23 protein-coding genes are annotated in these 26426 nt (G+C 54.1%); 16 read left to right on the top strand and 7 right to left on the bottom strand.

The genetic code is table 11. From position 1 onward, the window contains the following. Window positions 1-223: 223 nt before the first annotated feature. From glmU to BMI79_RS19795, 14 genes are all read left to right on the top strand, one after another. The gene (gene glmU / locus BMI79_RS19860) at window positions 224-1594 is read left to right on the top strand and encodes a bifunctional UDP-N-acetylglucosamine diphosphorylase/glucosamine-1-phosphate N-acetyltransferase GlmU (RefSeq protein WP_076943870.1); all 1371 of its coding nucleotides are present in this window, start codon (window positions 224-226) and stop codon (window positions 1592-1594) included. 215 nt (window positions 1595-1809) lie between these two features. Next, entirely contained in the window at window positions 1810-3639 is a 1830-nt protein-coding gene (gene glmS, locus BMI79_RS19855; RefSeq protein WP_076943869.1) for a glutamine--fructose-6-phosphate transaminase (isomerizing), read from the top strand. A 657-nt stretch (window positions 3640-4296) separates the two neighbouring features. Continuing rightward, on the top strand, window positions 4297-4980 hold the full coding sequence (locus tag BMI79_RS19850; protein WP_076943867.1) for an ABC transporter ATP-binding protein: 684 nt from the start codon (window positions 4297-4299) through the stop codon (window positions 4978-4980). Window positions 4981-5003: 23 nt separating this feature from the next. After that, a complete protein-coding gene (locus BMI79_RS19845; RefSeq protein WP_076943866.1) occupies window positions 5004-6392 on the top strand; it encodes an ABC transporter permease in 1389 nt (462 codons plus the stop codon). Window positions 6393-6449: 57 nt separating this feature from the next. Beyond that, window positions 6450-7223: an outer membrane lipoprotein-sorting protein gene (locus BMI79_RS19840; RefSeq protein WP_197091789.1), complete on the top strand. Its 774-nt coding sequence runs from the start codon at window positions 6450-6452 to the stop codon at window positions 7221-7223. A gap of 3 nt (window positions 7224-7226) precedes the next feature. Further along, window positions 7227-8510, top strand: coding sequence for a hypothetical protein (locus BMI79_RS19835; RefSeq protein WP_076943864.1), 1284 nt, complete (start codon window positions 7227-7229; stop codon window positions 8508-8510). 241 nt (window positions 8511-8751) lie between these two features. Continuing rightward, on the top strand, window positions 8752-9792 hold the full coding sequence (pstS, locus tag BMI79_RS19830; RefSeq protein ID WP_076943863.1) for a phosphate ABC transporter substrate-binding protein PstS: 1041 nt from the start codon (window positions 8752-8754) through the stop codon (window positions 9790-9792). Between the two features lie 92 nt (window positions 9793-9884). Beyond that, the gene (gene pstC, locus BMI79_RS19825; protein ID WP_076943862.1) at window positions 9885-10841 is read left to right on the top strand and encodes a phosphate ABC transporter permease PstC; all 957 of its coding nucleotides are present in this window, start codon (window positions 9885-9887) and stop codon (window positions 10839-10841) included. Window position 10842: 1 nt separating this feature from the next. Beyond that, window positions 10843-11733: a phosphate ABC transporter permease PstA gene (gene pstA, locus BMI79_RS19820; protein ID WP_076943860.1), complete on the top strand. Its 891-nt coding sequence runs from the start codon at window positions 10843-10845 to the stop codon at window positions 11731-11733. 54 nt (window positions 11734-11787) lie between these two features. After that, on the top strand, window positions 11788-12558 hold the full coding sequence (gene pstB / locus BMI79_RS19815) for a phosphate ABC transporter ATP-binding protein PstB (RefSeq protein ID WP_369794942.1): 771 nt from the start codon (window positions 11788-11790) through the stop codon (window positions 12556-12558). Between the two features lie 12 nt (window positions 12559-12570). Then, window positions 12571-13302, top strand: a complete 732-nt coding sequence (gene phoU / locus BMI79_RS19810) for a phosphate signaling complex protein PhoU (RefSeq protein ID WP_076943859.1) — start codon at window positions 12571-12573, stop codon at window positions 13300-13302. A gap of 168 nt (window positions 13303-13470) precedes the next feature. Beyond that, on the top strand, window positions 13471-14310 hold the full coding sequence (locus tag BMI79_RS19805) for an ABC transporter substrate-binding protein (protein WP_076943858.1): 840 nt from the start codon (window positions 13471-13473) through the stop codon (window positions 14308-14310). A 54-nt stretch (window positions 14311-14364) separates the two neighbouring features. Then, window positions 14365-15090, top strand: coding sequence for an amino acid ABC transporter permease (locus BMI79_RS19800; RefSeq protein WP_076943856.1), 726 nt, complete (start codon window positions 14365-14367; stop codon window positions 15088-15090). A 1-nt stretch (window position 15091) separates the two neighbouring features. Beyond that, window positions 15092-15832: an amino acid ABC transporter permease gene (locus BMI79_RS19795; RefSeq protein ID WP_076943855.1), complete on the top strand. Its 741-nt coding sequence runs from the start codon at window positions 15092-15094 to the stop codon at window positions 15830-15832. 674 nt (window positions 15833-16506) lie between these two features. On the opposite strand, the gene BMI79_RS19790 is transcribed toward BMI79_RS19795, so the two are convergent. From BMI79_RS19790 to BMI79_RS19775, 4 genes are read right to left on the bottom strand one after another with little or no spacing between them, the layout of a single operon-like run. Then, window positions 16507-17952 carry an NAD-dependent succinate-semialdehyde dehydrogenase gene (locus BMI79_RS19790; RefSeq protein WP_076943853.1) on the bottom strand — a complete coding sequence of 482 codons (1446 nt, stop codon included), beginning with the start codon at window positions 17950-17952 and terminating at the stop codon, window positions 16507-16509. Then, window positions 17949-18995 (bottom strand): aldo/keto reductase, encoded by a 1047-nt coding sequence (locus tag BMI79_RS19785; RefSeq protein ID WP_076943852.1) that lies wholly within the window; start codon window positions 18993-18995, stop codon window positions 17949-17951. The genes BMI79_RS19790 and BMI79_RS19785 overlap by 4 nt, the downstream gene beginning before the upstream one ends. Window positions 18996-19005: 10 nt before the next feature. Then, window positions 19006-19509 (bottom strand): formaldehyde-activating enzyme, encoded by a 504-nt coding sequence (fae, locus tag BMI79_RS19780; protein WP_083704498.1) that lies wholly within the window; start codon window positions 19507-19509, stop codon window positions 19006-19008. A 29-nt stretch (window positions 19510-19538) separates the two neighbouring features. Continuing rightward, window positions 19539-20900, bottom strand: a complete 1362-nt coding sequence (locus BMI79_RS19775) for an MFS transporter (RefSeq protein WP_076943849.1) — start codon at window positions 20898-20900, stop codon at window positions 19539-19541. A 308-nt stretch (window positions 20901-21208) separates the two neighbouring features. On the opposite strand from BMI79_RS19775, the gene BMI79_RS19770 reads away from it, so the two are divergent. Continuing rightward, window positions 21209-22111 (top strand): LysR substrate-binding domain-containing protein, encoded by a 903-nt coding sequence (locus tag BMI79_RS19770; protein WP_076943899.1) that lies wholly within the window; start codon window positions 21209-21211, stop codon window positions 22109-22111. On the opposite strand, the gene yieH is transcribed toward BMI79_RS19770, so the two are convergent. Then, window positions 22101-22766, bottom strand: a complete 666-nt coding sequence (gene yieH, locus BMI79_RS19765; protein WP_076943848.1) for a 6-phosphogluconate phosphatase — start codon at window positions 22764-22766, stop codon at window positions 22101-22103. The two genes, BMI79_RS19770 and yieH, sit on opposite strands and share 11 nt — an antisense overlap. Before the next feature lie 223 nt (window positions 22767-22989). Here yieH and BMI79_RS19760 point away from each other — a divergent pair, with 223 nt between their 5' ends. Continuing rightward, window positions 22990-24327 (top strand): NCS2 family permease, encoded by a 1338-nt coding sequence (locus BMI79_RS19760; RefSeq protein WP_076943846.1) that lies wholly within the window; start codon window positions 22990-22992, stop codon window positions 24325-24327. 187 nt (window positions 24328-24514) lie between these two features. Here the strand turns inward: BMI79_RS19760 and BMI79_RS19755 are convergent, their stop codons facing one another. Both BMI79_RS19755 and BMI79_RS19750 read right to left on the bottom strand, forming a co-directional pair. Continuing rightward, window positions 24515-25567, bottom strand: a complete 1053-nt coding sequence (locus BMI79_RS19755) for an alpha/beta hydrolase (RefSeq protein ID WP_076943845.1) — start codon at window positions 25565-25567, stop codon at window positions 24515-24517. A gap of 96 nt (window positions 25568-25663) precedes the next feature. Continuing rightward, window positions 25664-26224, bottom strand: a complete 561-nt coding sequence (locus BMI79_RS19750) for an NADPH-dependent FMN reductase (protein ID WP_076943844.1) — start codon at window positions 26222-26224, stop codon at window positions 25664-25666. Between the last annotated feature and the right edge of the window lie 202 nt (window positions 26225-26426).

Below are 26426 nucleotides of genomic sequence, written 5' to 3'. Positions count from 1 at the left end.
AAGCATTTCAACCGGGTTAACATTGTGATGTATTAGCTTTGTCAGCGGCATTAAAGCGTCTCCGATCGCCGACAGTTTTTTTCGCTACAGGCCGAGATTGTTCTGCTTAGCGGCACGCTTAGAGCCACGCGGCCTGTACTGAATTCGTGTAGAGAAATATGTAGTATTTTTATCACCAAAGAGTTTTACTTTCGTCCATCAAAATGGAGTTATCAGGTTGCTTATGTTGAACAGCGCAATGAGCGTGGTTATCCTCGCCGCGGGCAAGGGAACACGCATGTATTCCGATCTTCCCAAAGTGTTACATCCGTTGGCGGGCAAGCCGATGGTGCAACACGTCATTGACGCAGCTATGAAGCTGGGCGCTCAGAACGTTCATCTGGTTTATGGCCACGGTGGGGACTTGCTGAAAAGCAGGTTAAAGGATGAGGCATTGAACTGGGTGCTACAGGCGGAACAGTTGGGTACCGGTCATGCCATGCAGCAGGCTGCCCCACATTTTGCCGATGATGAAGACGTGTTAATGCTGTATGGCGACGTGCCATTGATTGCCGTCGACACGTTAACGCGCCTGCTGGCAGCAAAACCGCAGGGTGGCATTGGTCTGTTGACGGTAAAACTGGACGATCCGAGCGGTTATGGCCGCATTGTGCGTAGCAACGGTGAGGTTGTTGGTATTGTTGAACACAAAGATGCCAGCGATGAACAACGCCAGATTAATGAAATCAACACCGGTATCCTGGTGGCTAGCGGCCGCGATCTGAAACGTTGGCTGGGGATGTTGAATAACAATAATGCGCAGGGTGAGTTCTATATCACCGATATTATCGCTTTGGCTCATGCCGATGGTAAAAAGATTGAAACAGTGCATCCTGCGCGCCTGAGCGAAGTGGAAGGCGTGAATAATCGCCTGCAATTGTCTCAACTGGAACGCGTCTATCAGGCCGAGCAGGCTGAAAAACTGCTGCTGGCGGGCGTGATGTTGCTGGATCCGGCGCGTTTTGATCTGCGTGGTGAATTGGAACATGGCCGCGATATCTCCATCGATGCCAACGTCATCATTGAAGGCAAGGTTAAGCTGGGTCACCGCGTGAAGATCGGTGCTGGCTGCGTGCTGAAAAACTGCGTGATTGGCGATGATTGCGAGATCAGCCCCTACAGCGTACTGGAAGACGCGCAATTGGAAACCGCGTGCACGGTGGGGCCATTTGCCCGCCTGCGCCCAGGTACAGAGCTGGCTGAGGGGGCACACGTCGGCAACTTTGTGGAAATCAAGAAAGCGCGGTTGGGCAAAGGCTCCAAAGCGGGTCACCTCAGCTATCTGGGGGATGCCGAGATTGGTGCCGATGTGAATATCGGTGCCGGGACTATCACCTGTAACTATGACGGTGCCAACAAACACAAAACCATTATTGGTGACGATGTGTTTGTCGGTTCTGATACCCAGTTGGTGGCCCCGGTGTCAGTGGGTAAAGGTGCCACTATCGCTGCGGGTACTACGGTTACCCAGAATATCGCTGACGATGAGTTGGTGCTGAGCCGCGTTAAGCAAGTTCATATTCAAGGCTGGCAGCGGCCAACGAAGAAAAAGTAACTCGTTCCGCTCCCTCTCCTTATGTGGGAGGGCTGGGGTGAGGGGAATAAGCCACTCCCACCCCTGTTTTGCTCTGTACTTTTATCCTAGAGCGCAGAGCAAAACATAATAACCCCACCATCTACAGGCTCGGGGATGCACGGTAAAAAAACCGGCAAAATCAGGTCAAGGCATCGAAAGCGCCCTGAAAGGCGTTTAATTAGGAATATAAACTGATGTGTGGAATTGTAGGTGCAGTAGCGCAACGTGATATTGCAGAAATCCTGTTAGAAGGTTTACGTCGCCTGGAATATCGTGGGTATGACTCAGCCGGCTTGGCCGTGGTTGATGCTGAAAGTAACGTCAGCCGTTTACGCCGCGTCGGCAAGGTACAAAAACTGGCTGAAGCGGCGGAGCAACATGCTCTGCATGGGGGAACCGGCATTGCTCACACCCGCTGGGCAACGCACGGTGAACCTACTGAGGCGAATGCGCATCCTCATGTTTCTGATTACATCACCGTGGTGCATAACGGCATTATCGAAAACCACGAACCGCTGCGTGAACTGCTGGTTGAACGCGGTTACCGCTTCAGTTCAGAAACCGATACCGAAGTGATTGCTCACCTGGTGCACTGGGAGCAGAAGCAGGGGGGGACGCTACTGGACGTGGTTCAGCGCGTGATCCCACAACTGCGTGGTGCTTACGGTGCGGTGGTGATGGACAGCCGCGATCCCAACGTATTGGTCGCCGCTCGTTCCGGTAGCCCGCTGGTCATTGGCCGTGGTGTGGGTGAAAACTTTATTGCTTCCGATCAACTGGCATTGTTGCCGGTCACTCGCCGCTTTATTTTCCTGGAAGAAGGCGACGTGGTGGAAGTGACTCGCCGCACCGTCAGTATTTTTGATAAGCAGGGTAATGCCGTTGAGCGCCCAGAGATTGAATCTCAGGTGCAATACGATGCCGGTGATAAAGGCGCGTATCGCCATTACATGCAAAAAGAGATTTTTGAACAGCCGATGGCGTTGAAAAACACCCTTGAAGGGCGTTTCAGCCATGGTCAGATCAACCTCAGTGAATTGGGCCCACGTGCCGATGAGCTGCTGGCAAAAGTGCAGCACGTGCAGATCATCGCCTGTGGTACCTCTTATCACTCTGGTATGGTGGCTCGTTACTGGTTCGAAGCGTTGGCGGGGGTGCCATGCGACGTGGAAATTGCTTCGGAGTTCCGTTACCGCAAATCTGCGGTGCGCCCAGGCAGCCTGATTGTAACTCTGTCACAGTCTGGTGAAACGGCCGATACGCTTGCTGCGCTGCGCTTGTCGAAAGAATTGGGTTACTTGGGATCGCTGGCGGTGTGTAACGTTGCCGGTTCTTCTTTAGTGCGTGAATCCGATCTGGCTCTGATGACCAAAGCAGGTACTGAAATTGGTGTAGCCTCCACCAAAGCCTTCACCACCCAATTAGCCGTGTTGCTGATGCTGGTGGCACGCATTGGCCGCCTGAAGGGAATGGCTGAAAGCGTTGAGCATGATATTGTCCACGGTCTGCAAGCGCTGCCAGCGCGTATCGAGCAGATGCTGTCGCTGGATAAGAGCATTGAAGCGCTGGCGGAAGGTTTCTCCGACAAACACCATGCGTTGTTCCTGGGCCGTGGCGATCAGTATCCGATCGCTATGGAAGGAGCGCTGAAGCTGAAAGAAATCTCCTATATTCATGCGGAAGCCTATGCTGCCGGTGAGTTAAAGCATGGTCCATTGGCGTTGATTGATGCAGATATGCCGGTCATTGTGGTTGCTCCTAACAACGAACTGCTGGAAAAGCTGAAGTCCAACATCGAAGAAGTTCGCGCGCGCGGGGGGCAACTGTACGTGTTTGCCGATCAGGATGCCGGTTTTGTCAGCAGCGAAGGTATGACCATCATTCAATTGCCACACGTTGAAGAAATCGTGGCGCCTATTTTCTATACGGTACCGTTGCAGTTGCTGTCCTATTATGTGGCGTTAATCAAAGGTACTGACGTGGATCAGCCGCGTAACCTGGCGAAGTCCGTTACCGTAGAGTGATGGATGGGGTTCTGCCAATAATATCAAAACCGGCCTGTGCGCCGGTTTTTTTTCGGCGTATTAAAATTAACAAAAAGTTAAAATGTGAGATTTCAAAGGCAGGGCCTAATTCAAATAAGATATTGCTTATATAGATGAGAGGTTTCTTATATTTTGACCAGCTAATATGGCATTTTTTACCTGATTATGTTGTCGTACTAATAATCACTCTTATCTTGTTGCCTTATAAAATGCATTAATAATACATCAATCTTATTGAATCGTTTCGTCGATGATACAGTTCAGGTTTTTATAGGTTTGTCTTGATGATGGTTTTATAGTTAAGAAAAAACATATACTCTTCATACTTCAGTTTGCTTGAGTGTTGGTTACACGTGTTTACCCGAGTCAGATATAGGGATTCACGCGTTTGCCACCTGCAAGCAACTCGAATTATTTGATCGCCTTGGTGGCTCTGGGTCTTGATCGTTTTGATGATTCGCTAAAAAATAATGACTTGATGCTTAGGGTAACGCTTACCATACGTTGACGTAGCGTTATTACTCAAATATTTATATGCTTTGCTAAGATACATTATTTATATTTATGTGTGTTTGACTGACTTTATCGGCTCTTTCGTGAAGGGATGTCTTCATATTTAAAAGGAATTAAAGAAAAATGTGGGCAGTAGAGATTAAAGGAATTTATAAAAATTATTTATTGGGGCAGTCCAAGGTCGAGGCATTAAGGGATATTAATATAAAAATTGCCTCGCAACGTTTCACCGTATTATCTGGCCAGTCTGGGAGTGGCAAAACGACGTTATTGAATGTCATCGGCGGTATCGATCGCCCCGATCGGGGTAGCCTGATGATTGCCGGGCAAGAGATGTCGCGGCTGAATGACGATCAGCGCAGTGCATTTCGCGCCCGCAACCTTGGATTTATTTTTCAGAACTTTAATTTAATCCCCGTCTTAAGCGTTTGGGAAAACGTTGAAATCCCGCTGATCTTGCAAGGCACAACGGTTGCGCAGCGAAAATCCGCCATCATGAATATGCTGGAAACCGTCGGTTTGGCGGACAAAGCGCGATCGCTTCCCGGGCAGCTTTCCGGTGGGCAACGTCAGCGCGTTGCGATCGCCCGGGCCCTCATCCATCGCCCTTCTCTGGTACTGGCGGATGAACCGACGGCTAATCTGGACAGCAAAACCGGCAACTCTATTTTGCAGTTGCTGCGGCGTTTGCAGCAGGAACATTCGGTAACGGTGGTCTTTTCTTCCCATGACCCGCAGGTCATTGCGGCAGCAGACGATCTCTATCAGGTGCATGACGGTAATGTAATCCGCATTGCCATGCAGTAAGTTTCCCGCTGGAGAAAATTATTATGCAAACATTCAAGCTGGCCTTACGCAACTTACTGCGTAACAGACGCCGGACGCTATCGACTCTTTGCGCGATCACCGTCGGTGCCGTCGGCATTTTGCTGTTTGGTGGCTACAACCGTTCCATTGAATACAGTCTGCAAACTACCTTTGTTCGTGACACCGGCCATCTGCAAATACAGCATAAGGATTACTTGCTGAATGGTTCGGCCAACCCGGCAGAGTACAGTATCAAAAACTACCAGAAAATCATGGCGCTGATTGAGCAGGATCCCGAGCTAAGCCAGATGGTGGTGGTTAAAACCCCGGTGCTGATCCTGAATGGTATCGCCGGAAATTATGCGGCTGGCACTTCCCGTCCCGTATTGATTTACGGCAGCGAAGCTGTGGGTCAAGCAGCGTTGAACAAATGGGATGAGTATCATCTCGGCAAAGGGAGACAGGAGAGGACACTCAACGAACATGCCCCCGATGCCGCCATGATCGGCGCAGGCGTGGCGCGGATGCTGCAGTTATGTGATTTTGTTACTGACCAACCCTGTGGTAGTTCGGCACCTCCGGTAGATAACAATACGACGGTGCTTCCTGACGATCTGATGCAACTCGCTCAGCAGACGCGGGAGGAAAGGAAGCCGCCAACTGGAGATCAAATCGAACTGTTGGCGGCCTCGGTTGGTGGAGCACCTAATATCATTCGTGCAAAGGTCGAGGGCGTGCAGCCGCAGGCCGCCAGAGAGTTGGATGACAGCTACGTTGGTATTCATCTGGCACAAGCTCAGCAACTGGTGTTTGGTCGTAGTCAACCGGGCGTCACGGCCATTACTCTGCAGCTGCGTAGTACGGAACAACTGGAAGCGGCTCGCGCTCGTCTGCAGCAGTTATTCAAAACCACGCTGGTTGATGAACCCTTGGTTGTTTATGATTTTTCTCAGTTACAGCCGTTATATAACCAGATCCTGGATATGTTCGGTAAGATATTTCATTTTCTGCTGGCACTGATTTTATGTATTGCGTTGTTCACCATCAGTAACACCATGAGCATGGCGGTTCTGGAGCGCACGATTGAGATCGGTACGCTACGAGCGGTGGGGCTTAAGCGTCAGGACATCCAGCGTTTGTTTCTTAATGAAGGCGTTTTACTGGGTATAATCGGCTGTATTACCGGGATTACTCTTTCACTGTTTCTGGCCTATCTCATTAATCGCTCGGGCCTGACCTGGCATCCACCTGGGGTGATTGCGCCAATCCCAATCAAGATAAGGATCTGGGGGGAATGGACGATGCTGCTAAGCGTTCTGGCGATTCTGATGGTTGCTGCGGTGTTTTCATCTTGGTGGCCTGCCCGGCGAGCGGCAAACGTTCGTATCGTCCAAGCTCTGCGACATGCTTGATCCCATCGTAATGGAGGATGGGAAGTTATTGTTTTACTTACAAGGAAGATTCACATCATGATGAGATTCTCATTGATCTCTGGCCTGTTGTTCAGCCTGTTTGCCAGCGGCCAAGCATTGGCTACGCTCAGCGCTCAAGACATCTTGAAAAAAAGCGATGAGGTTCGTAACCCGAGCCGCTCTTTCAGCTTGAGCACTACCCTGGTCAGCTATAAAAACGGCAAGCAGTTTGAAACCAGCACTTTGCGTCTCTATTCCCGCGCCTATCCGAGCGGCCAGTTTCGCAGTCTGGTGAAGTTTGTCAGCCCTCAGCGGGATGCCGGTAAGTTAACGCTGAAGAGCGGCCAAGATCTGTGGCTGTATGATCCTGCCAGCCAGGCTAGCGTGCCTATTTCCCCCCAGCAGCGCCTGTTGGGGCAGGCTGCCAACGGTGACGTAGTGACGGCAAACTGGAATTACGACTATCAGGCCACCTTAGTGAAAGAAGAGCAGGTATTGGATGGAGAACGGCAGCTGCGGGACTGTTATCGCCTGCATCTGGTGGCGCGCAATTCTGACGCCGCCTATCCCTCTATGGAGCTTTGGGTTGATAAACAGGATTTCAAAAGCTGTAAAGCCGAGTTTTATGCCGTTAACGGCAGTTTGCTCAAGACCACCTATTTCCGTGGTTACCAGCCGGTGCTGGGTGGAAGCCGCCCAACGGAAGCGGTGATTATCGATGGCATAAATTCGCAATTGGTTACCGTGCTCAAGCACCAGGATTTTGCCTGGTATGACGTTCCAGAGGCCTGGCTGCAGCGTGATTACCTGCCGCACTTCAAGGATGACTGACGGATGAAGAAAGCGCGACACTCTTCTTTATCATGGATAGCGGCGTTATCGGTTCTGTGTGGCCACTCAGCCTATGGAGAAGATGCCACGCTGGCCGCTTTGGATCTGGCCGACAACACGAAATTCTCTTCCACGGAGAGCAAAAAGCTCAACATGTCGGCTGAAGCGGCCAGCAGCGTGAATGAGAATGGCGGCAACCAGCAGCGAGTTTCGCTCGATCTGCGCTGGGATGCTCCTCTGGCGATCACTCCCTCTCAGGACTGGCGCTTTGTGCTGGCTAACCGTTTTGATAGCCGTTTCTCCCCGGGTTTACGCAGTGACAGCAGCGTGAACTCGCTAAAAGAAGCCTATCTGACTTATCGTGTAACGCCGCGTTTACTGCTGGATGCAGGGCGCGTCAACACGCGCTATGGCTTGGCATTCGGTTATAACCCTACCGATTTTCTTGGCGAGGGCACGGTGCGCTCTGTAACCTCTGCCGACCCAGAAACGTTGAGAAATAACCGCCTGGGTAATGCCATGCTGCGTTGGCAATATTTGTGGGATCAAGCCGCGTTGACCGCCATCTGGTCGCCTAAGCTCAGCGATCGTCCAAGCCAGCAAAGTGCCAGCCTGGATTGGGGGGCCAGCAACCCCAGGCAGCGTCTATTGCTGGTGGGCAGCTATAAATGGGCGGAAAATCTGAACCCGCAAGGGTTACTGCTCGCTGAGCAAGGCCGCTCGCCGCAGTTGGGTTTCAACCTTTCACGGGTGCTCTCCCATTCCACGCTGCTCTACACCGAGTGGGCCGGAGGGCGTCAGCCTTACGGTTGGCAAACCGCATTGCCTGAGTCATTGCAGGAAAGCCGCTGGCGTAATCGCCTGGCTTATGGGGTGACCTGGAGTGGGGAAAATCGCTTAACGCTGCGCGCTGAGGGCCATTATAACGGCAGCGCTGATAACCGGCGGGCGCTGGATTTCCTTGCCAGCCAACCTCCTTATGCCCTGGCTCAAGGGGGAGTTTCTTTTGGTGAGGCCCCATTACAGGCACAAAACTGGCTGATGCCCCGTCGCTCCGTGCTGCTCCAGGCCTACTGGAAAGATATCGTTGATCATTACGATATTAACGCGATCTGGCAGCGCGATCTGCAACAGCAGCGGAATATGGGGTTTGCCGAAGTCCGTCGTCATATTGGCCCGGTGGATCTGGCCTTACAGTGGCAGAAAATCTATCGTTTTGAAGCATCGCAGGTGGAACCGGTGCGGCCAGAACGGCGTTGGCAAATGTCGCTTACCTATTATTTCTAGGCGTGAACGGCGTAATAATATGCGGATTTAAACCCGGCTGGCAGTGAAAATCTGCCAGTAAGATATTATTATCTTGATGATTTTTAAGTTAATTAACCTGTTTTTGGGGTGACTGTAATATAACTGTCATATTTCGTACATTTTTCTGTCACTAAACTGTCCTATTTTCCCTCTTGCAACAATACTTACTCTGATGAAAACAACTCAAAGTTGATTTTTGAATATCCCATTAGGAGGGATTATGAAACTGATGCGTACCACCGTCGCCAGTATTGTGGCAGCGACTTTTTCCCTGGCCTCTGTGTCTGCGTTCGCTGCTGCTAGCCTGACCGGTGCAGGTGCGACATTCCCCGCTCCGGTTTACGCCAAGTGGGCAGATTCTTATCAGAAAGAAACCGGCAACAAAGTTAACTATCAGGGGATCGGCTCCTCTGGCGGCGTGAAGCAAATCATCGCCAACACCGTTGACTTTGGCGCTTCCGATGCCCCGCTGTCTGACGACAAACTGGCTGCAGACGGCCTGTTTCAGTTCCCTACCGTGATTGGCGGCGTGGTGTTGGCAGTGAACATTCCGGGCATCAAATCCGGCGAACTGACCCTGGATGGTCAAACCTTGGGTGATATCTACCTGGGTAACATCAAAAAATGGAATGACCCGGCGATCGTTAAGCTGAACCCTGGCGTGAAGCTACCGGATCAGAACATTGCGGTGGTACGCCGCGCAGACGGTTCCGGCACCTCTTTCGTCTTCACCAGCTACCTGTCTAAAGCTAACGCACAGTGGAAAGAGAAAATCGGTGCAGGTTCAACCGTTAACTGGCCGACTGGCCTGGGTGGCAAGGGGAATGACGGTATCGCGGCGTTTGTTCAGCGCCTGCCTGGCTCTATCGGTTATGTTGAATACGCCTATGCCAAGCAAAATAACCTGGCTTACACTAAACTGGTGTCAGCAGACGGCCAGCCGGTCAGCCCCACTGAAGAGAGCTTCAGCGCAGCGGCCAAAGGCGCGGACTGGAGTAAAACTTTTGCTCAGGACCTGACCAACCAGAAAGGCGACAACGTCTGGCCGATCACCTCCACCACCTTTATCCTGGTACACAAAGAGCAGAAGAAGCCAGAACAAGGCGCAGAAGTGCTGAAGTTCTTTGACTGGGCTTACAAAACCGGTGCCAAACAGGCCAGCGAACTGGATTACGCCACATTACCACCAGAAGTGGTTGAGCAAATCCGTGCTGCCTGGAGAACTAATATCAAAGACAGTTCCGGTAAAGCGTTGTTCTAACTATGCAGGGGGTGCGGCATAGGCCGCGCCTCAGCCTGATGTGTCAGGGCTCAGCGTGCTGGGCCCTCCAAGCTTTAACAGAAGAGTAATCTATGGCTGGATCTAGGCCGACCATTAAACCACCAAGTAAAAATGGTGACATTATCTTCGGCGCGCTGGTTAAACTGGCAGCGCTGGTTACCCTATTGTTGCTGGGCGGCATTATTGTTTCGCTAATTATCGCCTCCTGGCCAAGCATGCAGAAGTTCGGCTTCGCCTTCCTGTGGACCAAAGAGTGGGATGCCCCGGCTGAACAGTTTGGTGCGCTGGTGCCGATCTACGGCACGGTGGTGACCTCGCTGATTGCCTTGATCATCGCCGTACCGGTCAGTTTTGGTATCGCCCTGTTCCTGACCGAGCTGGCACCCAACTGGCTCAAACGCCCGCTGGGCATCGCTATTGAGCTGCTGGCGGCGATCCCTAGCATTGTTTACGGCATGTGGGGCCTGTTCGTGTTTGCCCCGCTTTTTGCCCAATATTTCCAGACACCGGTTGGCAACGTGCTTTCCGGTATCCCGATTGTCGGTGAGTTGTTCTCCGGCCCGGCGTTTGGTATCGGGATCTTGGCCGCCGGTGTGATCCTGGCGATCATGATTATTCCCTACATTGCCGCAGTAATGCGCGACGTGTTTGAACAAACCCCGGTGATGATGAAGGAGTCGGCTTACGGCATCGGCTGCACCACCTGGGAAGTGATCTGGCGCATCGTGCTGCCTTTCACCAAAAACGGCGTGATTGGCGGCATCATGCTCGGGCTCGGGCGTGCGCTGGGGGAAACCATGGCGGTGACCTTTATCATCGGCAACACCTACCAGCTCGACAGCTTCTCGCTGTTTATGCCGGGCAACAGTATTACCTCGGCGCTGGCTAACGAATTCGCGGAAGCGGAGTCTGGGCTGCACACTTCTGCACTGATGCAGTTGGGGCTGATCCTGTTTGTTATCACCTTTATCGTCCTGGCGCTGTCGAAGTTTATGATTTTGCGCCTGGCTAAGAACGAGGGACGCTAACGTGGCAACGATGGATATGCAAAACTCCGCAGCGCTGGCTGAAAGCCGCCGCAAAATGCAGGCCTGGCGCCGCCAGAAAAACCGCCTGGCGCTGTTTCTGTCGATGGCGACCATGGTATTTGGCCTGTTCTGGCTGGTGTGGATCCTGTTTTCTACCGTGACCAAAGGCATCGACGGCATGTCGCTGGCGCTGTTCACTGAGATGACACCACCGCCGAATACCGCCGGTGGCGGCCTGGCTAACGCCATCGCCGGCAGCGGCCTGCTGATCCTGTGGGCAACCATTTTCGGTACGCCGCTCGGCATTATGGCGGGGATCTACCTGGCAGAATACGGCCGTAAATCCTGGCTGGCGGAAGTGATCCGCTTTATCAACGACATTCTGCTGTCTGCGCCGTCGATCGTGGTGGGCCTGTTCGTTTACACCGTGGTGGTGGCGAAAATGCAACACTTCTCCGGCTGGGCGGGGATTATCGCGCTGGCCCTGTTGCAGATCCCGATTGTGATCCGCACCACCGAGAACATGCTCAAACTGGTGCCGGATACACTGCGTGAAGCGGCCTATGCCTTGGGCACGCCGAAATGGCGCATGATCTCGGCGATCACCTTAAAGGCCTCGGTTTCCGGCATTATCACCGGCGTGCTGCTGGCGATCGCCCGTATTGCGGGGGAAACCGCGCCGCTGCTGTTCACTTCGCTGTCGAACCAGTTCTGGAGCACGGATTTGATGCAGCCGATCGCCAACCTGCCGGTGACCATTTTCAAATTCGCCATGAGCCCGTTTGCCGAATGGCAACAGCTGGCCTGGGCTGGGGTGCTGTTGATCACCCTGTGCGTACTGTTACTGAATATCCTGGCGCGTGTGGTTTTCGCCAAGAAAAAGCATTCATAAAAATTTAAGCGCTGGCTTGGCTGGCGCGGTGAAAAGAGAGAAGTCTTGATGAGTATGGTTGACTCTACTTCCAGCAGCAAAATTCAGGTACGCGATCTGAACTTTTACTATGGCAAATTCCATGCGCTGAAAAACATTACGCTGGATATTGCCAAGAATAAGGTCACCGCATTTATCGGCCCGTCCGGCTGTGGTAAATCCACGCTGCTGCGCACCTTCAACAAGATGTACCAGCTCTATCCTGAACAACGTGCTGAAGGCGGTATCCTGCTGGATGGACAAAATATTCTGACCGATAACCAGGATATTGCCCTGCTGCGCGCCAAAGTGGGCATGGTATTCCAGAAACCGACGCCGTTCCCGATGTCGATTTACGACAACATTGCCTTTGGCGTACGCCTGTTCGAGAAACTGTCGCGTGCCGATATGGACGAGCGCGTGCAGTGGGCACTGACCAAAGCGGCGCTGTGGACTGAAACCAAAGACAAGCTGCATCAGAGCGGCTACAGCCTGTCCGGCGGCCAGCAGCAGCGCTTGTGCATTGCGCGCGGTATTGCCATTCGCCCGGAAGTGCTGTTGCTGGATGAACCTTGCTCGGCGCTGGATCCGATCTCTACCGGTAAAATTGAAGAGCTGATCAGCGAGCTGAAGTCTGACTATACCGTGGTGATCGTGACCCACAATATGCAGCAGGCGGCGCGCTGTTCTGATTCCACCGCATTTATGTATCTGGGTGAGTTGATCGAGTTCAGTGATACTGACACCCTGTTCACTGCGCCGCAGAAGAAGCAGACCGAAGATTACATTACTGGCCGTTATGGTTGATGAGGATGCATCATGGATAACCTGAATTTAAACAAACATATTTCCGGTCAGTTCAACGCAGAGCTCGAGCACATCCGCACCCAGGTGTTGACCATGGGCGGGCTGGTGGAACAACAGCTGACTGACGCGATCACCGCGATGCATAATCAGGACGGTGAGTTGGCCAAGCGCGTGATCGAAGGCGATGCCAAGGTCAACATGATGGAAGTGGCGATCGACGAAGCCTGCGTACGCATCATTGCCAAACGCCAGCCAACGGCCAGCGATCTGCGCCTGGTGATGGCGATCATCAAAACTATTTCCGAGCTGGAGCGCATCGGCGACGTGGCGGACAAAATCTGCCGCACCGCGTTGGAGAAATTTTCCCATCAGCACCAACCATTGCTGGTGAGCCTGGAGTCGCTTGGCCGCCATACCGTGCAGATGCTGCACGACGTGCTGGATGCCTTTGCGCGTATGGATCTGGATGAAGCGATCCGCATCTACCGTGAAGATAAAAAAGTCGACCAGGAATATGAAGGCATCGTGCGTCAACTGATGACCTACATGATGGAAGATTCGCGCACCATTCCAAGCGTGCTGACCGCGCTGTTCTGCGCCCGCTCAATCGAGCGTATCGGCGATCGCTGCCAGAATATCTGCGAATTTATCTTCTACTTCGTTAAAGGCCAGGATTTCCGTCATCTGGGCGGCGATGCGCTGGAAACGCTGCTGTCTGAAAGCAAAGACGAGAAAAAAGCGTAAATCCCCCAATGAGTTACCTACAAAGGCGCTGAAAACAGCGCCTTTTGTACATTTAAAAGCCGCAAAGTTAAAATAGTTATAAATATAGCGTTTAATATTATTTCCTGACCTAAGTGAGGCTTGCTAGCTTGTCGATCAGCAGAACATCAATCCTTTTAGGAGCCTCTCATGAAACAGCGCGTTTTAGCTTTAACTCTGTTAGCCAGCCTGACCAGCCTTGTTGTGGGGGCTGCCCATGCCGATAAACTCGACGACATTAAAAAAGCCGGTGTGGTGCGCATTGCGGTATTCGACAGTAACCCGCCGTTTGGCTACATCGACCCGCAAAGCAAAAAGCTGGTGGGCTATGACGTGGATGTGGCAGATGCCATTGGTAAAGCGCTGGGCGTAAAAGTCGAACTGCGTGCCACCAACCCGGCCAACCGTATTCCTCTGCTGGTGTCCAACAAGGTCGATCTGATCGCCGCTAACTTCACCATTACCGATGAACGCGCCAAAGAAGTGAACTTCAGCGTGCCCTATTTCGCCACCGGCCAGAAGTTTATTGCTCATAAAGGCGTGCTGAAAACCCCGGAAGACATCAAGAAACTGCGCATTGGTGCAGATAAAGGCACGGTGCAGGAAATTACCCTGCGCGAGCATTACCCCACCGCGAAAGTGATCTCTTACGACGATACGCCGCTGGCGTTTGTTGCACTGCGCAACGGCAACGTACAGGCGATTACTCAGGACGACGCCAAGCTGGTTGGTCTGTTGGGCAACCTGCCTGCTGCGCAAAAAGCGGATTTTGAGATTTCCCCGTTCAGCATCACCAAAGAGTACCAGGGCGTTGGCATTCCTAAGGGTGAAGAGCGCCTGACCGCCACCATTAACGATACGCTGATCAAGCTGGAACAAGACGGTGAAGCGGTGAAGCTTTACGATCGCTGGTTCGGCCCGGAAACCAACTCCGCTCAGCCGCGTGGCAGCTTCAAGATTGGCCCGTTGGATCAACAGCCTAAAGCCTAATCTCCCGGTGCCCTCTCCGGTTGGGGAGGGCACCGGTGAGGGGAAATACCGCACATGAATTTGCAACAACTCTCAGATTGGCTGCTGGCACCGCACTATCTGAGCTGGCTCTGGCATGGCTTCCTGCTGACGCTCTGGCTATCGGCCTGCGCCGGGCTGGCTGCCACGCTGCTGGGATTTGCTCTGGCCGCTATGCGCGATAGCCCCCTGCGCCCCTTAAGCTGGCTGGCGGTGGCTTACAGCGCGCTATTTCGTAATACTCCCCTGCTGGTGCAACTGTTCTTCTGGTATTTCGCCGCCGGGCAAATCCTGCCCTCAGGCGCGATGCAGTGGCTAAATGCTCCACATGCGTTGGGATGGCTCGAATGGCCCTCGTTTGAGTTTCTGGCGGGTTTCTTTGGCCTGACGCTCTATTCCACTGCCTTTATTGCCGAAGAGATCCGCTCCGGTATCCGTGGCGTTGCCGCCGGGCAAAAGCACGCCGCCAACGCGCTGGGGCTGACCGGCTGGCAATCTATGCGCTATGTGGTGTTGCCGCAGGCGCTGAAAATCGCTTTCCCGCCGCTGCTGGGGCAGTACATGAACCTGATCAAGAACTCCTCCCTGACCATGGCCATCGGCGTGGCGGAGCTGTCTTACGCTTCGCGCCAGGTAGAAACCGAAACCTTGCGCACCTTCCAGGCGTTTGGCGTGGCGACGGTGCTGTATATCGCTATTATCGCCCTGCTGGAAGGCTGGGGCATGTGGCGCCAACAGCGCAAACCGCTTGGGGGGCACTAAGATGGATTTCACCGTTATTCAGGAAAACTTAGGCTACCTGCTGTGGGGGACTTTCCCTGATGGGCCTCTGGGCGGTGCGGCATTGACGTTAGCGATCAGCCTGATGGCCGGGGTCGCCTCGGCGATCTTGGGCACTTTGCTGGGCGTGGCGCTGGCGATGTCGCGCGGTGCGTTGGCTGGGCTACTGGCGGCGGTGTTAGGGTTTTTCCGCGCCATCCCGGTGATCATGCTGATTTTCTGGACCTATTTCCTGCTGCCGATGGTGTTTGGAGTCGATATCCCGGAAATCACCACCGTAGTGTGCGCGCTGGCGCTGATCGCCGCGGCCTATCTGGCCCATGCCGTAAAGGCGGGGATCGTCGCCATCGGTGCCGGGCAGTGGCAGGCAGGGCTCTCTTTGGGGTTGAACCGCTGGCAGGTGCTGTTGCTCATCGTTCTGCCGCAGGCGTTGCGCATGATGGTGCCTTCGTTTATCAACCAGTGGATCTCATTGATTAAAGATACGTCGCTGGCCTATATCGTTGGCGTCGGTGAACTGACCTTCCTGGCAACTCAGGTGAATAACCGCAGTATGGTGTACCCGATGGAGGTGTTTCTGTTTGTGGCGCTGGTGTACTTCATCTTCTGCCTGACGCTGGATATCTTGGCGAACGCGCTGAACAAGCGCTTCAGCCCACAGGCCAAAGTGCCGAAACGTGGCTGGCGCTGGTGGCGCAACCGGCCAGCGTTATCGGCCAGTTAAACTCGCTGTAACACACAATTCCTTCGTCTCTGTAAGCAAGATGTAATGGGAATTGCCGTAAACAGAGCGCAATCCCATGAAACAAGAGTGAGCGGCAATTGCAGGGCCCAAGGCGGGGCCCTGCACCCGCGCCCACGCTTAACACGCCCTGCCCGCTGCGCGGGTACCTTCGCTGCACCCCCGTTGCCGGGCGGGTCGGCTACGACAGGCGTCCCTTCCTGTCTCGCCTAAATCGGCCGTCCGTGGCCGATTTCCCCTAGCAACGAAGTCTTGCTCAGCAGGCCATGATGCGCTTAACGTCAACACCCTAATCTGTGAGTACCGGGTAACCTTTACAATCTCGCTGATAACAGCGTGTCAAACCTATCGTTGGTGGGATGAGCACAGGTGTTGACGCCATTGAAGGCGCCGAACGGAGACACGGCGCATAGGCAAAATCGCCATGGAGGGCGATTTTAGGCGAGATGAACAGGGATGTGAATCGTAGCCGGCCGTGATGCGCGGTGGCGGAGTGAGGGTAGCCGCGCAGCGGCCGCCTGATAGGGCAAGGGCCGGGGTGCTGGGGGCTGGCTCTTGAGCCCCCAGCTCGGTCGCGTTCACCACATAGCCAAGTGAACAGAACATGCTTAGCGACCGAAACAATGACTCGAACCCCTTGTCTCAATATGTGAACATTACAGCAACTGCCCCAGATTGACGTATTTGGTTTCCATGTACTCATCCAGGCCAATGTCCGAGCCTTCACGCCCTAAGCCAGACTCTTTCACCCCACCAAAAGGTGCCACTTCGGTGGAGATAATCCCTTCGTTGATGCCGACCATGCCGCTTTCCAGCGCCTGGCTGACGCGGAAGGCGCGCGCCAAATCGCGGGTATACAGATAAGCCGCCAGCCCGAACGGCGTCGCATTGGCGCGCTCAATGGCTTCTTGCTCATCGCTAAAGCGGAAACAGGCGGCCAGTGGGCCGAAGGTTTCTTCATGTGCCAACTGCATCTGTTCGTTGGCCTCTGCCAGCACGGTGGGCTGGAAGAACGATCCCCCCAGCGCATGGCGCTCGCCGCCGCACATCAGTTTGGCACCCAGCTTCAGCGCATCCTGCACGTGGGCTTCTACTTTTTCTAGCGCTTTCAGATGGATCAACGGCCCCTGCTGCGCCCCCGGCGTCATACCCGGTGCCACTTTTAACGCCTGAGCCGCTTCGGTCAGCTTCTGGACAAAGCGATCGTAAATACTGGCCTGAATATAGAAACGGTTAACGCACACGCAGGTTTGCCCGCTGTTGCGGAATTTTGCTGCCATCGCACCGGCCACGGCGGCGTCGAGATCCGCATCGTCGAACACGATAAACGGCGCATTGCCACCCAGCTCCAACGACAGCTTTTTCACCGTATCGGCCGCCTGGCGCATCAATAATTTACCGGTAGGCGTGGAGCCAGTGAAGGAGACTTTACGCACCAGCGGGCTGGCCATTAATGTTTCACCGATAGCCACGGTATCCCCGGAAACCGCATTGATCACGCCCGCAGGAACTCCGGCCTGTTCCGCCAGCACGATCAGCGCAAAGGCCGAAAGCGGCGTTTCATTGGCCGGTTTTATTACCGCCGTGCAGCCAGCGGCCAGCGCTGGGCCGAGCTTGCGCGTCAGCATCGCCAGCGGGAAGTTCCACGGGGTGATGGCGGCAATCACGCCAACCGGCTCCTTGAACGTAAAGATCTGGTTGCCTGCTTTGGTTGCCGGAATGGTTTTACCGTTGGCGCGTTTGGCTTCTTCGGCAAACCATTCGATAAAGCTGGCGGCATAGGCCACTTCGCCGGTCGCTTCGCTCAGCACTTTGCCCTGCTCGGTGACCATCAATTCCGCCAGCGCTTTTTGATGCTGCATGATCAACTGGAACCAGCGTTGCAAAATTTCTGCGCGCGCCTTGGCGGTTAGCGCACGCCAGGCCGGGAGTGCGGCCGCTGCGGCGGCAATCGCCGCCGTGGTTTCTGCGCGGCCAGCCAGCGCCACATCGGCCACCTTTTCGCCGTTGGCTGGGTTGTCCACCGAATAGGTTTGGGCTGTGGTTTGCCATGCCCCGTTGCAATACCAACCGGTGCGCAACAGTGAAGAATAAGCCGTCATGCAATGTTCCTTTTTTCTACGTTATCCAGGGCGAATAAACCGCGTGCCGGGCGGCTTTCGCGAGCAATCCGCTTACCGGCGGTGTAGTCGTTAATCAGATCGCACGGCGTGTAATTGCGTTCTAATTCATAGCGTTCGTCTTCGCTAAGTGGCGTGTTCAGTGCCGCCACCGCGCTGTCGATCTGTTGGACGGAGTCAGCGCCCACCAGCATGCAATCCACACCAGGGTGGTTAATCACCCAAGCCTGGGCGATCTGTGCTGGGGGAACACCGCGCAGTTGCGCGACATGGCTGACCGACTGTGCAACGTTAAGCGAAGTGGCATCAGCATACATTTCCTGGGTGAAAAAGTCGGTTTTGTTACGCACGGAATTGAAATCGCAGCTCAACAAGCCGCGCGCCAGCGGGCTGAATACCGAAACGCCCAGCCCCTGATCGCGGCAGAACGGGATCATTTCGCGCTCTTCTTCGCGGTAAGCGCAGTTAAGCTGCAGCTGCATGTTGATCGGCTTGGCGTAGCCGTTACGCTCACAGCACCACAGGATCTTGGCCAACTGCCAGGTCGTCATGGTGGAAACGCCCACATAGCGCGCTTTGCCAGAGCGCACGATATCGTTCATGGCGGCCCAGGTTTCTTCGATCGGCGTGTTGACGTCGAAGTAGTGCAGCATATAGATATCCACGTAGTCGGTGCCGAGGCGGCGCAGGCTGGCGTCGATGCTCTCCATAATGTGCTTGCGTGAGTGCCCTTGGTTATTGAGGCCAGCGCCGATCGGGTAGCCCACTTTGGTGGTCAGCACCAGTTCGTCACGGTTGGCGATGCGGTTAATCACCCGCCCGACCACTTCTTCCCCTGCGCCGCTGGAGTAAAAGTCGGCGAGATCGATAAAGTTAATCCCGTTCTCCAGGGCGTGGCGGATCAATGGCTCGCTCTGCGCTTCATCAAAAATCCACGGCTTCCACTGCTTGCTGCCCATATTCATGGTGCCCAGGCACAAACGCGAGACTTTCAGGCCACACTGGCCAAGATTGACGTATTCCATGGTACTTTCCTCAGGCTTTTGGCGTATAGAACGGGTTACCCAACTGTGGCAAGGCTTGGGTTAACTGATGGCGCGTTGGTAATTTTTCCATCGCCGCATAGATCGCTTGAGTACAAGCACGATAGTTGTTGCGGTAAACCTCATCAATATCGTCACAACCAGGGTTCACCCAGTTGGCGGTGACGATGCACCATTCATCCTCGGCCTGAGCCGGCAGAATGCCTTCCAGCAGCGCCTCGGTGACCGCTTTGGCGATCGCCGCCTGTGAGGCTCCCCAGGTGGCGTTGCCGTGCAGTTCACCGCTGATTTCCGCTTTGTTAACGTACAGCGTCATCGGTTTGGCCGGGACGTTAGGCTTGATCACCACCATGAACGGGCAGTGGCCTTGGCTGGGCGAGGCCAGGCTGGCAGAGAACGCTTGGCCGACCACGCCATTACGCGGACCGATCATGATATTGATGTGTGAGGCATTCACGCCATTACCTGCAAAGCCTTCACCGATATACATTTCCACTAAAAGATCTCCTGTTTTTCAAGATGATGTTATTTCGCTACTGCGGCGAATGCGTTCTCTGCCTGAGGCTGTGAGTCCTGTGCGGCATCCACCAGCGTCAGCCCTTTGGTTTCCGGTGCCCAGGCGATGGAAACAATTGCGCCAATAATCAGAATCAATGCCAGCATGCCGGTCGTGGCGGGCATACCGTAATGTGCAATCGAGAGTGGCAGCAGGCTGGTGCCGATAGCAGAACCCAACCGGCTGATTGACAAGGAAAAACCCACCCCCATGGAGCGAACTTCAGTGGGGAAGCTTTCGGCTGGGAATACGCCCACCAGATTGCTGACTGCCGACATGACCAGCGTAAAAGCGGCAAAGATGGCGATCAGCCAAGCGGTCTGGCTGGCAGGAATCAGGCTCAGCATCACCAGACAGGCCGCAAGAAAGATAAAGGAGCCGATCAGGAACCCGCGGCGTGAACAGATCACCGTGAGCACGATCCCTAATAACGCGCCAACGATCAGCAGGCCATTGAGCAGCAGATCGGTAGCAAAGTTATTGTCCAGCCCCATGATTTGCAGAATCGAGGGCAGGAAGGTGTAGATCGAAAAATAAGGGATCACTAGGCAGACAAAAAACAGGCTGTTGAATGCGGTGCGGCGGCGATATTTGGCACCGAACAGCGACAGAAAACGCTGCTGAGACACGGCCTGTACTTCATCGTTGAGCGCCACGTTCGGCCCGAAATGCTTATGCACGATTGCCATCGCCTGTTCATGCCGTCCTTTGCCCATCAGCCAGCGTGGTGATTCTGGCGTGCCGATGCGCATCAGCAGAATCGCCAGCGCCGGTAGTGCGGAGGAGCACAGCAGCCAGCGCCAGGCATCGGGGCCGATCGCCGTCAGGAAATGGCCAGCGATCCCCGCGCCAACGTAGCCAAATGTCCAGACCACGCTGAACGCGCCGAGCAGCACGCCTCGATGTTTACGTGGTGAGAATTCGGCCAGCATGGTGTGCCCCACCGCAAAATCCCCCCCTAAGCCGATGCCTATCATCACGCGCAGCAGGAATAATTGTTCTGGCGTGTTCACAAAGAACTGCAGTGCGGAAGCGAGCGTGATGATAATAAAACTGAAAGAGAAGATTTTCTGGCGGCCGATGTAATCGGAAATCCAGCCAAACATCAGGCTACCGATAAACAAACCAATCAGAGCGGAGCTCCCTAGCATCCCTTCCCAGAAAGCGGAAACACCCATTTGCGGTTTGATTTGTGCCAGAGCGAAACCGATAACGCCCAGCACGTAGCCGTCGGTGAAGTGGGCGCCGAAGGTCAGCCCCGCGATCTTGATATGGAAACGGTTTAACGGCACGTCATCCATACGGATAGATTGTTGTGTCAGATGTTGCATTGACCTGTCCTCCTGTTGGAGCGGTGTTTATACCCGTCATACTTCACGCTGCAGGTGCGCTACTTGCTCCTGCAACCTGAGTTATTTAGGGTCTGTAGGTGTGATGTTGGTTTTTTGTTTTTATTGCGTTAACAATGTGGCAGCGAGGGGGGCGCTAAGCGAGTGCGTTTTAGTCATACCCCTCAGCGGAAAATGCATGTGATCTGCCTCTGGTTTTACGGAGATAAATGCTGCGGGTAGGCATGAAACCCACCAGATTGGCAACATGTCGTTAACAATCAAGGAAATGATGCAGAGGTTTGTGGATCGTGAGAAAGCTGCCATCGCTCAGTATGTTGCGCGTATTTGAAGAAACCTGCCGGACGCTGAGTTTCAGCAAAGCAGCTGAAGCGCTGTTTATTACTCAGAGTGCAGCCAGCCGCCAGATCAAGCAGTTGGAGGAGTTTCTCGGTAAGTTACTGTTTGTGCGTAGCCACAGCGGCCTGGCGCTGACTCAGGATGCCATGCTGCTACTGCCGGTGGTGCGGCAATCGCTGGACATTCTGGAAGAAGGCGTGCGCCACGTGCAGTTGCACAACCCTTTACAGCACCTGCGGTTGCAGGTGGCCCCCACGTTTGCCACCCGTTGGCTGGCACCGCGCCTGGTTACGCTGCGTCAGCGCAATAGCCAATTGCAGATCGCCCTGATCAGCGAAGCGCGGCAAAAGTACTGCGATTTTGACTGCGCGGTGCGTTTTGGTGAGTGGGCAGAGCGTTTTGGCGATGAATGGCTGTGCCATGAACAACTGGTGCTGGTGGGCAGCCCGTTGCTGATGATTAACGGTGTTTTCCCCCCGCTGAATACGCAGCCGCAGCTGCATATTCTCAATGGTGATAACCGTATGGATACCTGGCAACGCTGGCTGGCGGCGGCTGGGCGCACAGAAGTGCAGGAGCAAGGGGGGTTGGAGTTCAGTACCCAGGATCAGGTGATCAATGCCTGTATCACCGGCGCGGGTTACGCGGTGCTGGATAAAATGATGATCCGCAATGAATTGCACAGTGGTTTGCTGGTGCTGCTTTCACCGTTGGAGCTGAAAAGCACCAACGGCTATTGGCTGGAGATCCCGCCCGGTAAGCGGGAACTGCCGCGCGTGCGCTACTTCCACGATTGGCTACGGGCAGAAATTGGCCGGGGGGAACCGACTGAGGCCGCCGTGGTTAACGCGTAAGCTGCCAGCCACGCTGTTGCCACAGCGCGGGTAACTGGGCCAGATCGTCAAACGTGGTCACCAACGGATGCGCGATCGGTTTATTGTGTGGATCGGCGCAGAAGTAAAACACCGGGATCCCGGCAGCAATACCCGCCTGAGCACCGGCTGCGGAATCATCCACCAGAATGCAGCGCTCAACCGGCACCTGCATCTGTTTTGCCGCGTGGAACACGATGGCCGGATCGGGCTTCCAGCGTTGAATATCGTAGCCGCTGAACAACCGGTCATCAAAATAGGACAGCATGCCGGTCAGCCCCAGCGAATGCTGCATTTTGCTCACTGGGCCGTTGGAAACGGTGCACATTGGCGCTGCCATCTGCGCCAACAGCTCGCGTGCCCCGGCGATGGGTTGCAGCTCGGCGTCAAATAGGCGCGCGACTTCCTGGCGGTAAACCGGCTCCAGCTCACTGACCGGTAAATTCACACCCTGTTCGGCATTCACCTGTTCGATAATCTCGTACAGTTTTATCCCTTTGAATTGCTTGAACACCTCTTCCAGCGCGAGCGTAATGCCAAAGTGCGCAAACATGTGCACATAGGCTTTACTGCACAAAACTTCGCTGTCTACTAACGTGCCGTCGCAATCAAATAACACACATTCAACCTGATTCATGGGGGTAAGGTCCTCAATTAAGCCATGATTGTTGCCACTTTAACCGGATTGTGCAGGATTGCGACCCTTTAAACATTTATTGACGATGAATATCAATAAATACAAGCCGTTGAAAATTTCAGCCAAAAAGCGGGTGAAAAAAGCCGGTGAGCAAGGTCAAAACGGCAACATTTTGTTATAGGATAGCGCCCGACAGTCCATTCCCCTCTTCGGAATTCTGATAATGAGCAAACAAGACATCAGCCTTGATGCAAAGCAAGGCTTGCTTGAGCGTGTGTTTAAACTCAAGCAACATGGCACTACGGCAAGAACGGAAACGATTGCCGGTATTACCACCTTTTTAACCATGGTATACATCGTGTTCGTTAACCCCCAGATCCTGGGTGCGGCGGGCATGGATACTCAGGCGGTGTTTGTGACCACCTGCCTGATCGCCGCTTTCGGCAGCATCTTGATGGGGCTGCTGGCTAACCTGCCGGTCGCGCTGGCACCGGCGATGGGCCTGAACGCTTTCTTCGCGTTTGTGGTGGTAGGGGCGATGGGGATTTCATGGCAGGTTGGCATGGGGGCGATTTTCTGGGGCGCCGTTGGCCTACTGCTGTTGACCGTGTTCCGTATTCGTTACTGGATGATTGCCAATATCCCGCTGAGTTTGCGCGTGGGTATCACCAGTGGTATCGGCCTGTTTATCGCCATGATGGGGCTGAAGAATGCCGGTATTGTGGTGGCTAACCCGGATACGCTGGTGGCGGTAGGTAACCTGACCTCCCACAGCGTGCTGCTTGGGGCGCTGGGCTTCTTTATCATTGCGGTGCTGGCTTCACGCAATATCCATGCGGCGGTGCTGGTTTCCATCGTGGTCACTACGCTGATCGGCTGGATGCTGGGTGATGTGAAATACGGTGGTGTATTCTCCATGCCGCCGGATATCACTACCGTGGTGGGGCAGGTGGATCTGGCTGGCGCGTTGAATCTCAGCCTGGCTGGGGTGATCTTCGCCTTTATGCTGGTTAACCTGTTTGACTCTTCAGGCACATTGATTGGCGTGACCGATAAAGCCGGGTTGACGGATGATAAAGGTCAATTCCCACGCATGAAGCAGGCGCTGTACGTTGACAGCATCAGCTCGGTCGCCGGTTCATTCATCGGCACCTCTTCGGTGACGGCCTATATTGAAAGCTCCGCTGGCGTTTCCATCGGTGGCCGCACGGGCCTCACTGCGGTGGTGGTGGGGATTCTGTTCCTGCTGGTGATCTTCCTGTCGCCGCTAGCGGGGATGGTGCCCGCCTATGCCGCTGCCGGTGCGTTGATCTACGTCGGGGTGCTGATGACCTCCAGCCTGGCGCGCGTGAAGTGGGAAGACATGACCGAAGCGGTTCCGGCCTTTGTCACCGCCGCCATGATGCCTTTCAGCTTCTCGATTACCGAAGGCATTGCGCTGGGCTTTATCTCTTACTGCGTGATGAAGCTCGGCACTGGCCGCTGGCGCGAGATCAGCCCATGCGTGGTCGTGGTAGCGCTGCTGTTTGTGCTTAAAATCGCGTTTGTTGACGGGCATTGAGTGCAGAAAAGAGGCCCAGCTTGCTGGGTTCAGACTGCTGACAAAGCCCGTTATTAGGGAGAGCGTGCCGAAGGGGTCGTAGCGGCGTAAGCCGCCGGAGCGCCCCTCGGTGCGCTAGGCCCGGGTATCTCGGGTTTAAAAGCCACTTTGTCATCAACCTCGGCCCAGCTTGCTGGGCTTCTTTACATCAGAGCCCCGGCGATGCATCCGCCGTTTTGCCCATCACCCAGCGTAATGGCTGATTAAAACGTACCTGCCAACCACCGATCGCATCCTCTCCCTGGGCAAAATGCTCAAGCTCGACCTGATTACTTTCGTTGAACAGATCGGCGAAATACAGTGCCAGAGCCCGATCGTCGAAATTCTGCCGATCGTAATACGCGATCATAATCCGCTTATTTTCGGCCAATGAATGCTTGGCCGGAGCGATCTCACCGTTTGGAGCAATCAGCAGGGCACCTGCATAAAACTGCGGATATTTAGCCATTAGATTGGCACCGTGCAGAGCTCCTTGCCCACGAGCGGTCAGGTACACCTGGTTGGGGTTAAGCTTCAATAGCGGCGTTAACTTTTGCAGAGCACGCTGGATAGCGCTTTGGGTGCTTTCATCGCTGTAATTTGACCAGCGGAAGTTGTTCTCCGCCAGCATCTGGGTGCCATTCAGCTCAATATAGGCGACACCGGCTTCTGCAAACAGCAATCGGTCTTGTGGATGAATTGCGGCAGCCTGACCATAGGCGTGCAGGTAGACGATGGTCGGCCAGCCTTCAGACGGTGGTTCGCCGTTGGGGACGGCATAAGAGGCTTGACCTTCAAACTGTGAAGCGTATTGCAGATAGCGGGTCTTGGTTTCGGCAAGGATAGAGCGGTAGGTTTCACCTTGCTGAATACTCTCAAATGCGCTGTCTTCCAGCAGATTATAGTAATACCACAGCCCACGCTTGGCGCTTAATTGCAGATAACGCTCTGCAAGCTCGGTTTGGCCCTTTTCTGCCGAGGAGGCGGCCAGTTGATAGGGTGCCCAGACGTTTCGATCATCTTCGCGCATCAGCCTCAGATACAGCGACATAGCCTCAGTCTTTCTATCTTCCTGGCTATAGCCAAGCCGCGGCAACAGCGCATTCAGCGAACTGTGCGGAGGAAGCTCTACCGGTTCTTCTCCGGCAGGATAACGTCTTTCTGCCGCAAGCTGCGAACTGGCGGTGAAGACCACAATGATGGCTAGAATAAAAAAACGCATAATAGTGTTACTTTGCTTTCTACTACATGAAATGGTGCGGTCACTTCCAAGAGCGGCGCCTTTCTGTTTTCTGTATAGAAGACGCCGCAGGAAAGTTTACTTAACGCGACGAATATAATCGCTGAATGCAGACAGTTGGCCAGCCAGAAAATCCAACGTACCCTGATCCACCAATGCCCCCGCCTGCTCATCAACCTTGCTCTGGATCACTCCTCCCATAAATTCGGGTTTATTCATGACCATGGCATCAAGAAAGACCAGGATCTGGCGCAGATGATACTGGCAACGTGCGCCGCCGATCGGCCCCATGGAACTGGTTTGAATAGCAACCGGCTTGCCGGCCAGCGGCTGATTGGGCAGGCGAGACAGCCAGTCGATGGCATTTTTCAGGCCGCCGGGAACCGAGTAGTTGTATTCTGGTGTGACGATAATCACCCCGTCAGCCTGGCGGATCTGCTCTGCAATTGCTTCAATGGTGGCTGGGAAGCCATCTTCTTGCTGTCGGTCTGCGTCATAAAGAGGGATATCGCGAATCGAGGGAAGTGCCTCGATGGTGACACCATGCGGTGCCAGCTTGGGTAAGCTGTGGGCGATCATGGCGTTATAAGAACCTTTACGCAGACTGCCCAGCAAAGTGACGATTTTTAGTTCTGACATGTGATGATTCTCCCCTTCCTAATGAACAGATTCAGCTTATACCTCGGGCTTAAGTTGCAGCCGATGAGCACTGCAGCTTAGAAAATAAGGGTATAAAACAGCCGGCAGATAGTAGGACAATTTTTCAACAGATAATAGGCTAATTCTACATGTTTATCTGTTTTTACAATTCAGTGTAGGAATTTATTTTTTAAAAACTTTT

Source organism: Serratia oryzae, assembly GCF_001976145.1.
Classification (GTDB): domain Bacteria; phylum Pseudomonadota; class Gammaproteobacteria; order Enterobacterales; family Enterobacteriaceae; genus Chania; species Chania oryzae.
The sequence above is the reverse complement of the archived record's forward strand: the minus strand, read 5'-3'. Positions and strand labels throughout refer to the sequence as shown.

Excerpts from the sequence above, each read along its gene's own strand:
- glmU (WP_076943870.1), top strand. The coding sequence starts at position 224 with ATGTTGAACAGCGCAATGAGCGTGGTTATCCTCGCCGCGGGCAAGGGA.
- glmS (WP_076943869.1), top strand. The coding sequence starts at position 1,810 with ATGTGTGGAATTGTAGGTGCAGTAGCGCAACGTGATATTGCAGAAATC.
- BMI79_RS19850 (WP_076943867.1), top strand. The coding sequence starts at position 4,297 with ATGTGGGCAGTAGAGATTAAAGGAATTTATAAAAATTATTTATTGGGG.
- BMI79_RS19845 (WP_076943866.1), top strand. The coding sequence starts at position 5,004 with ATGCAAACATTCAAGCTGGCCTTACGCAACTTACTGCGTAACAGACGC.
- BMI79_RS19840 (WP_197091789.1), top strand. The coding sequence starts at position 6,450 with ATGATGAGATTCTCATTGATCTCTGGCCTGTTGTTCAGCCTGTTTGCC.
- BMI79_RS19835 (WP_076943864.1), top strand. The coding sequence starts at position 7,227 with ATGAAGAAAGCGCGACACTCTTCTTTATCATGGATAGCGGCGTTATCG.
- pstS (WP_076943863.1), top strand. The coding sequence starts at position 8,752 with ATGAAACTGATGCGTACCACCGTCGCCAGTATTGTGGCAGCGACTTTT.
- pstC (WP_076943862.1), top strand. The coding sequence starts at position 9,885 with ATGGCTGGATCTAGGCCGACCATTAAACCACCAAGTAAAAATGGTGAC.
- pstB (WP_369794942.1), top strand. The coding sequence starts at position 11,788 with ATGGTTGACTCTACTTCCAGCAGCAAAATTCAGGTACGCGATCTGAAC.
- phoU (WP_076943859.1), top strand. The coding sequence starts at position 12,571 with ATGGATAACCTGAATTTAAACAAACATATTTCCGGTCAGTTCAACGCA.
- BMI79_RS19805 (WP_076943858.1), top strand. The coding sequence starts at position 13,471 with ATGAAACAGCGCGTTTTAGCTTTAACTCTGTTAGCCAGCCTGACCAGC.
- BMI79_RS19800 (WP_076943856.1), top strand. The coding sequence starts at position 14,365 with ATGAATTTGCAACAACTCTCAGATTGGCTGCTGGCACCGCACTATCTG.
- BMI79_RS19795 (WP_076943855.1), top strand. The coding sequence starts at position 15,092 with ATGGATTTCACCGTTATTCAGGAAAACTTAGGCTACCTGCTGTGGGGG.
- BMI79_RS19790 (WP_076943853.1), bottom strand. The coding sequence starts at position 17,952 with ATGACGGCTTATTCTTCACTGTTGCGCACCGGTTGGTATTGCAACGGG.
- BMI79_RS19785 (WP_076943852.1), bottom strand. The coding sequence starts at position 18,995 with ATGGAATACGTCAATCTTGGCCAGTGTGGCCTGAAAGTCTCGCGTTTG.
- BMI79_RS19775 (WP_076943849.1), bottom strand. The coding sequence starts at position 20,900 with ATGCAACATCTGACACAACAATCTATCCGTATGGATGACGTGCCGTTA.
- yieH (WP_076943848.1), bottom strand. The coding sequence starts at position 22,766 with ATGAATCAGGTTGAATGTGTGTTATTTGATTGCGACGGCACGTTAGTA.
- BMI79_RS19760 (WP_076943846.1), top strand. The coding sequence starts at position 22,990 with ATGAGCAAACAAGACATCAGCCTTGATGCAAAGCAAGGCTTGCTTGAG.
- BMI79_RS19755 (WP_076943845.1), bottom strand. The coding sequence starts at position 25,567 with ATGCGTTTTTTTATTCTAGCCATCATTGTGGTCTTCACCGCCAGTTCG.
- BMI79_RS19750 (WP_076943844.1), bottom strand. The coding sequence starts at position 26,224 with ATGTCAGAACTAAAAATCGTCACTTTGCTGGGCAGTCTGCGTAAAGGT.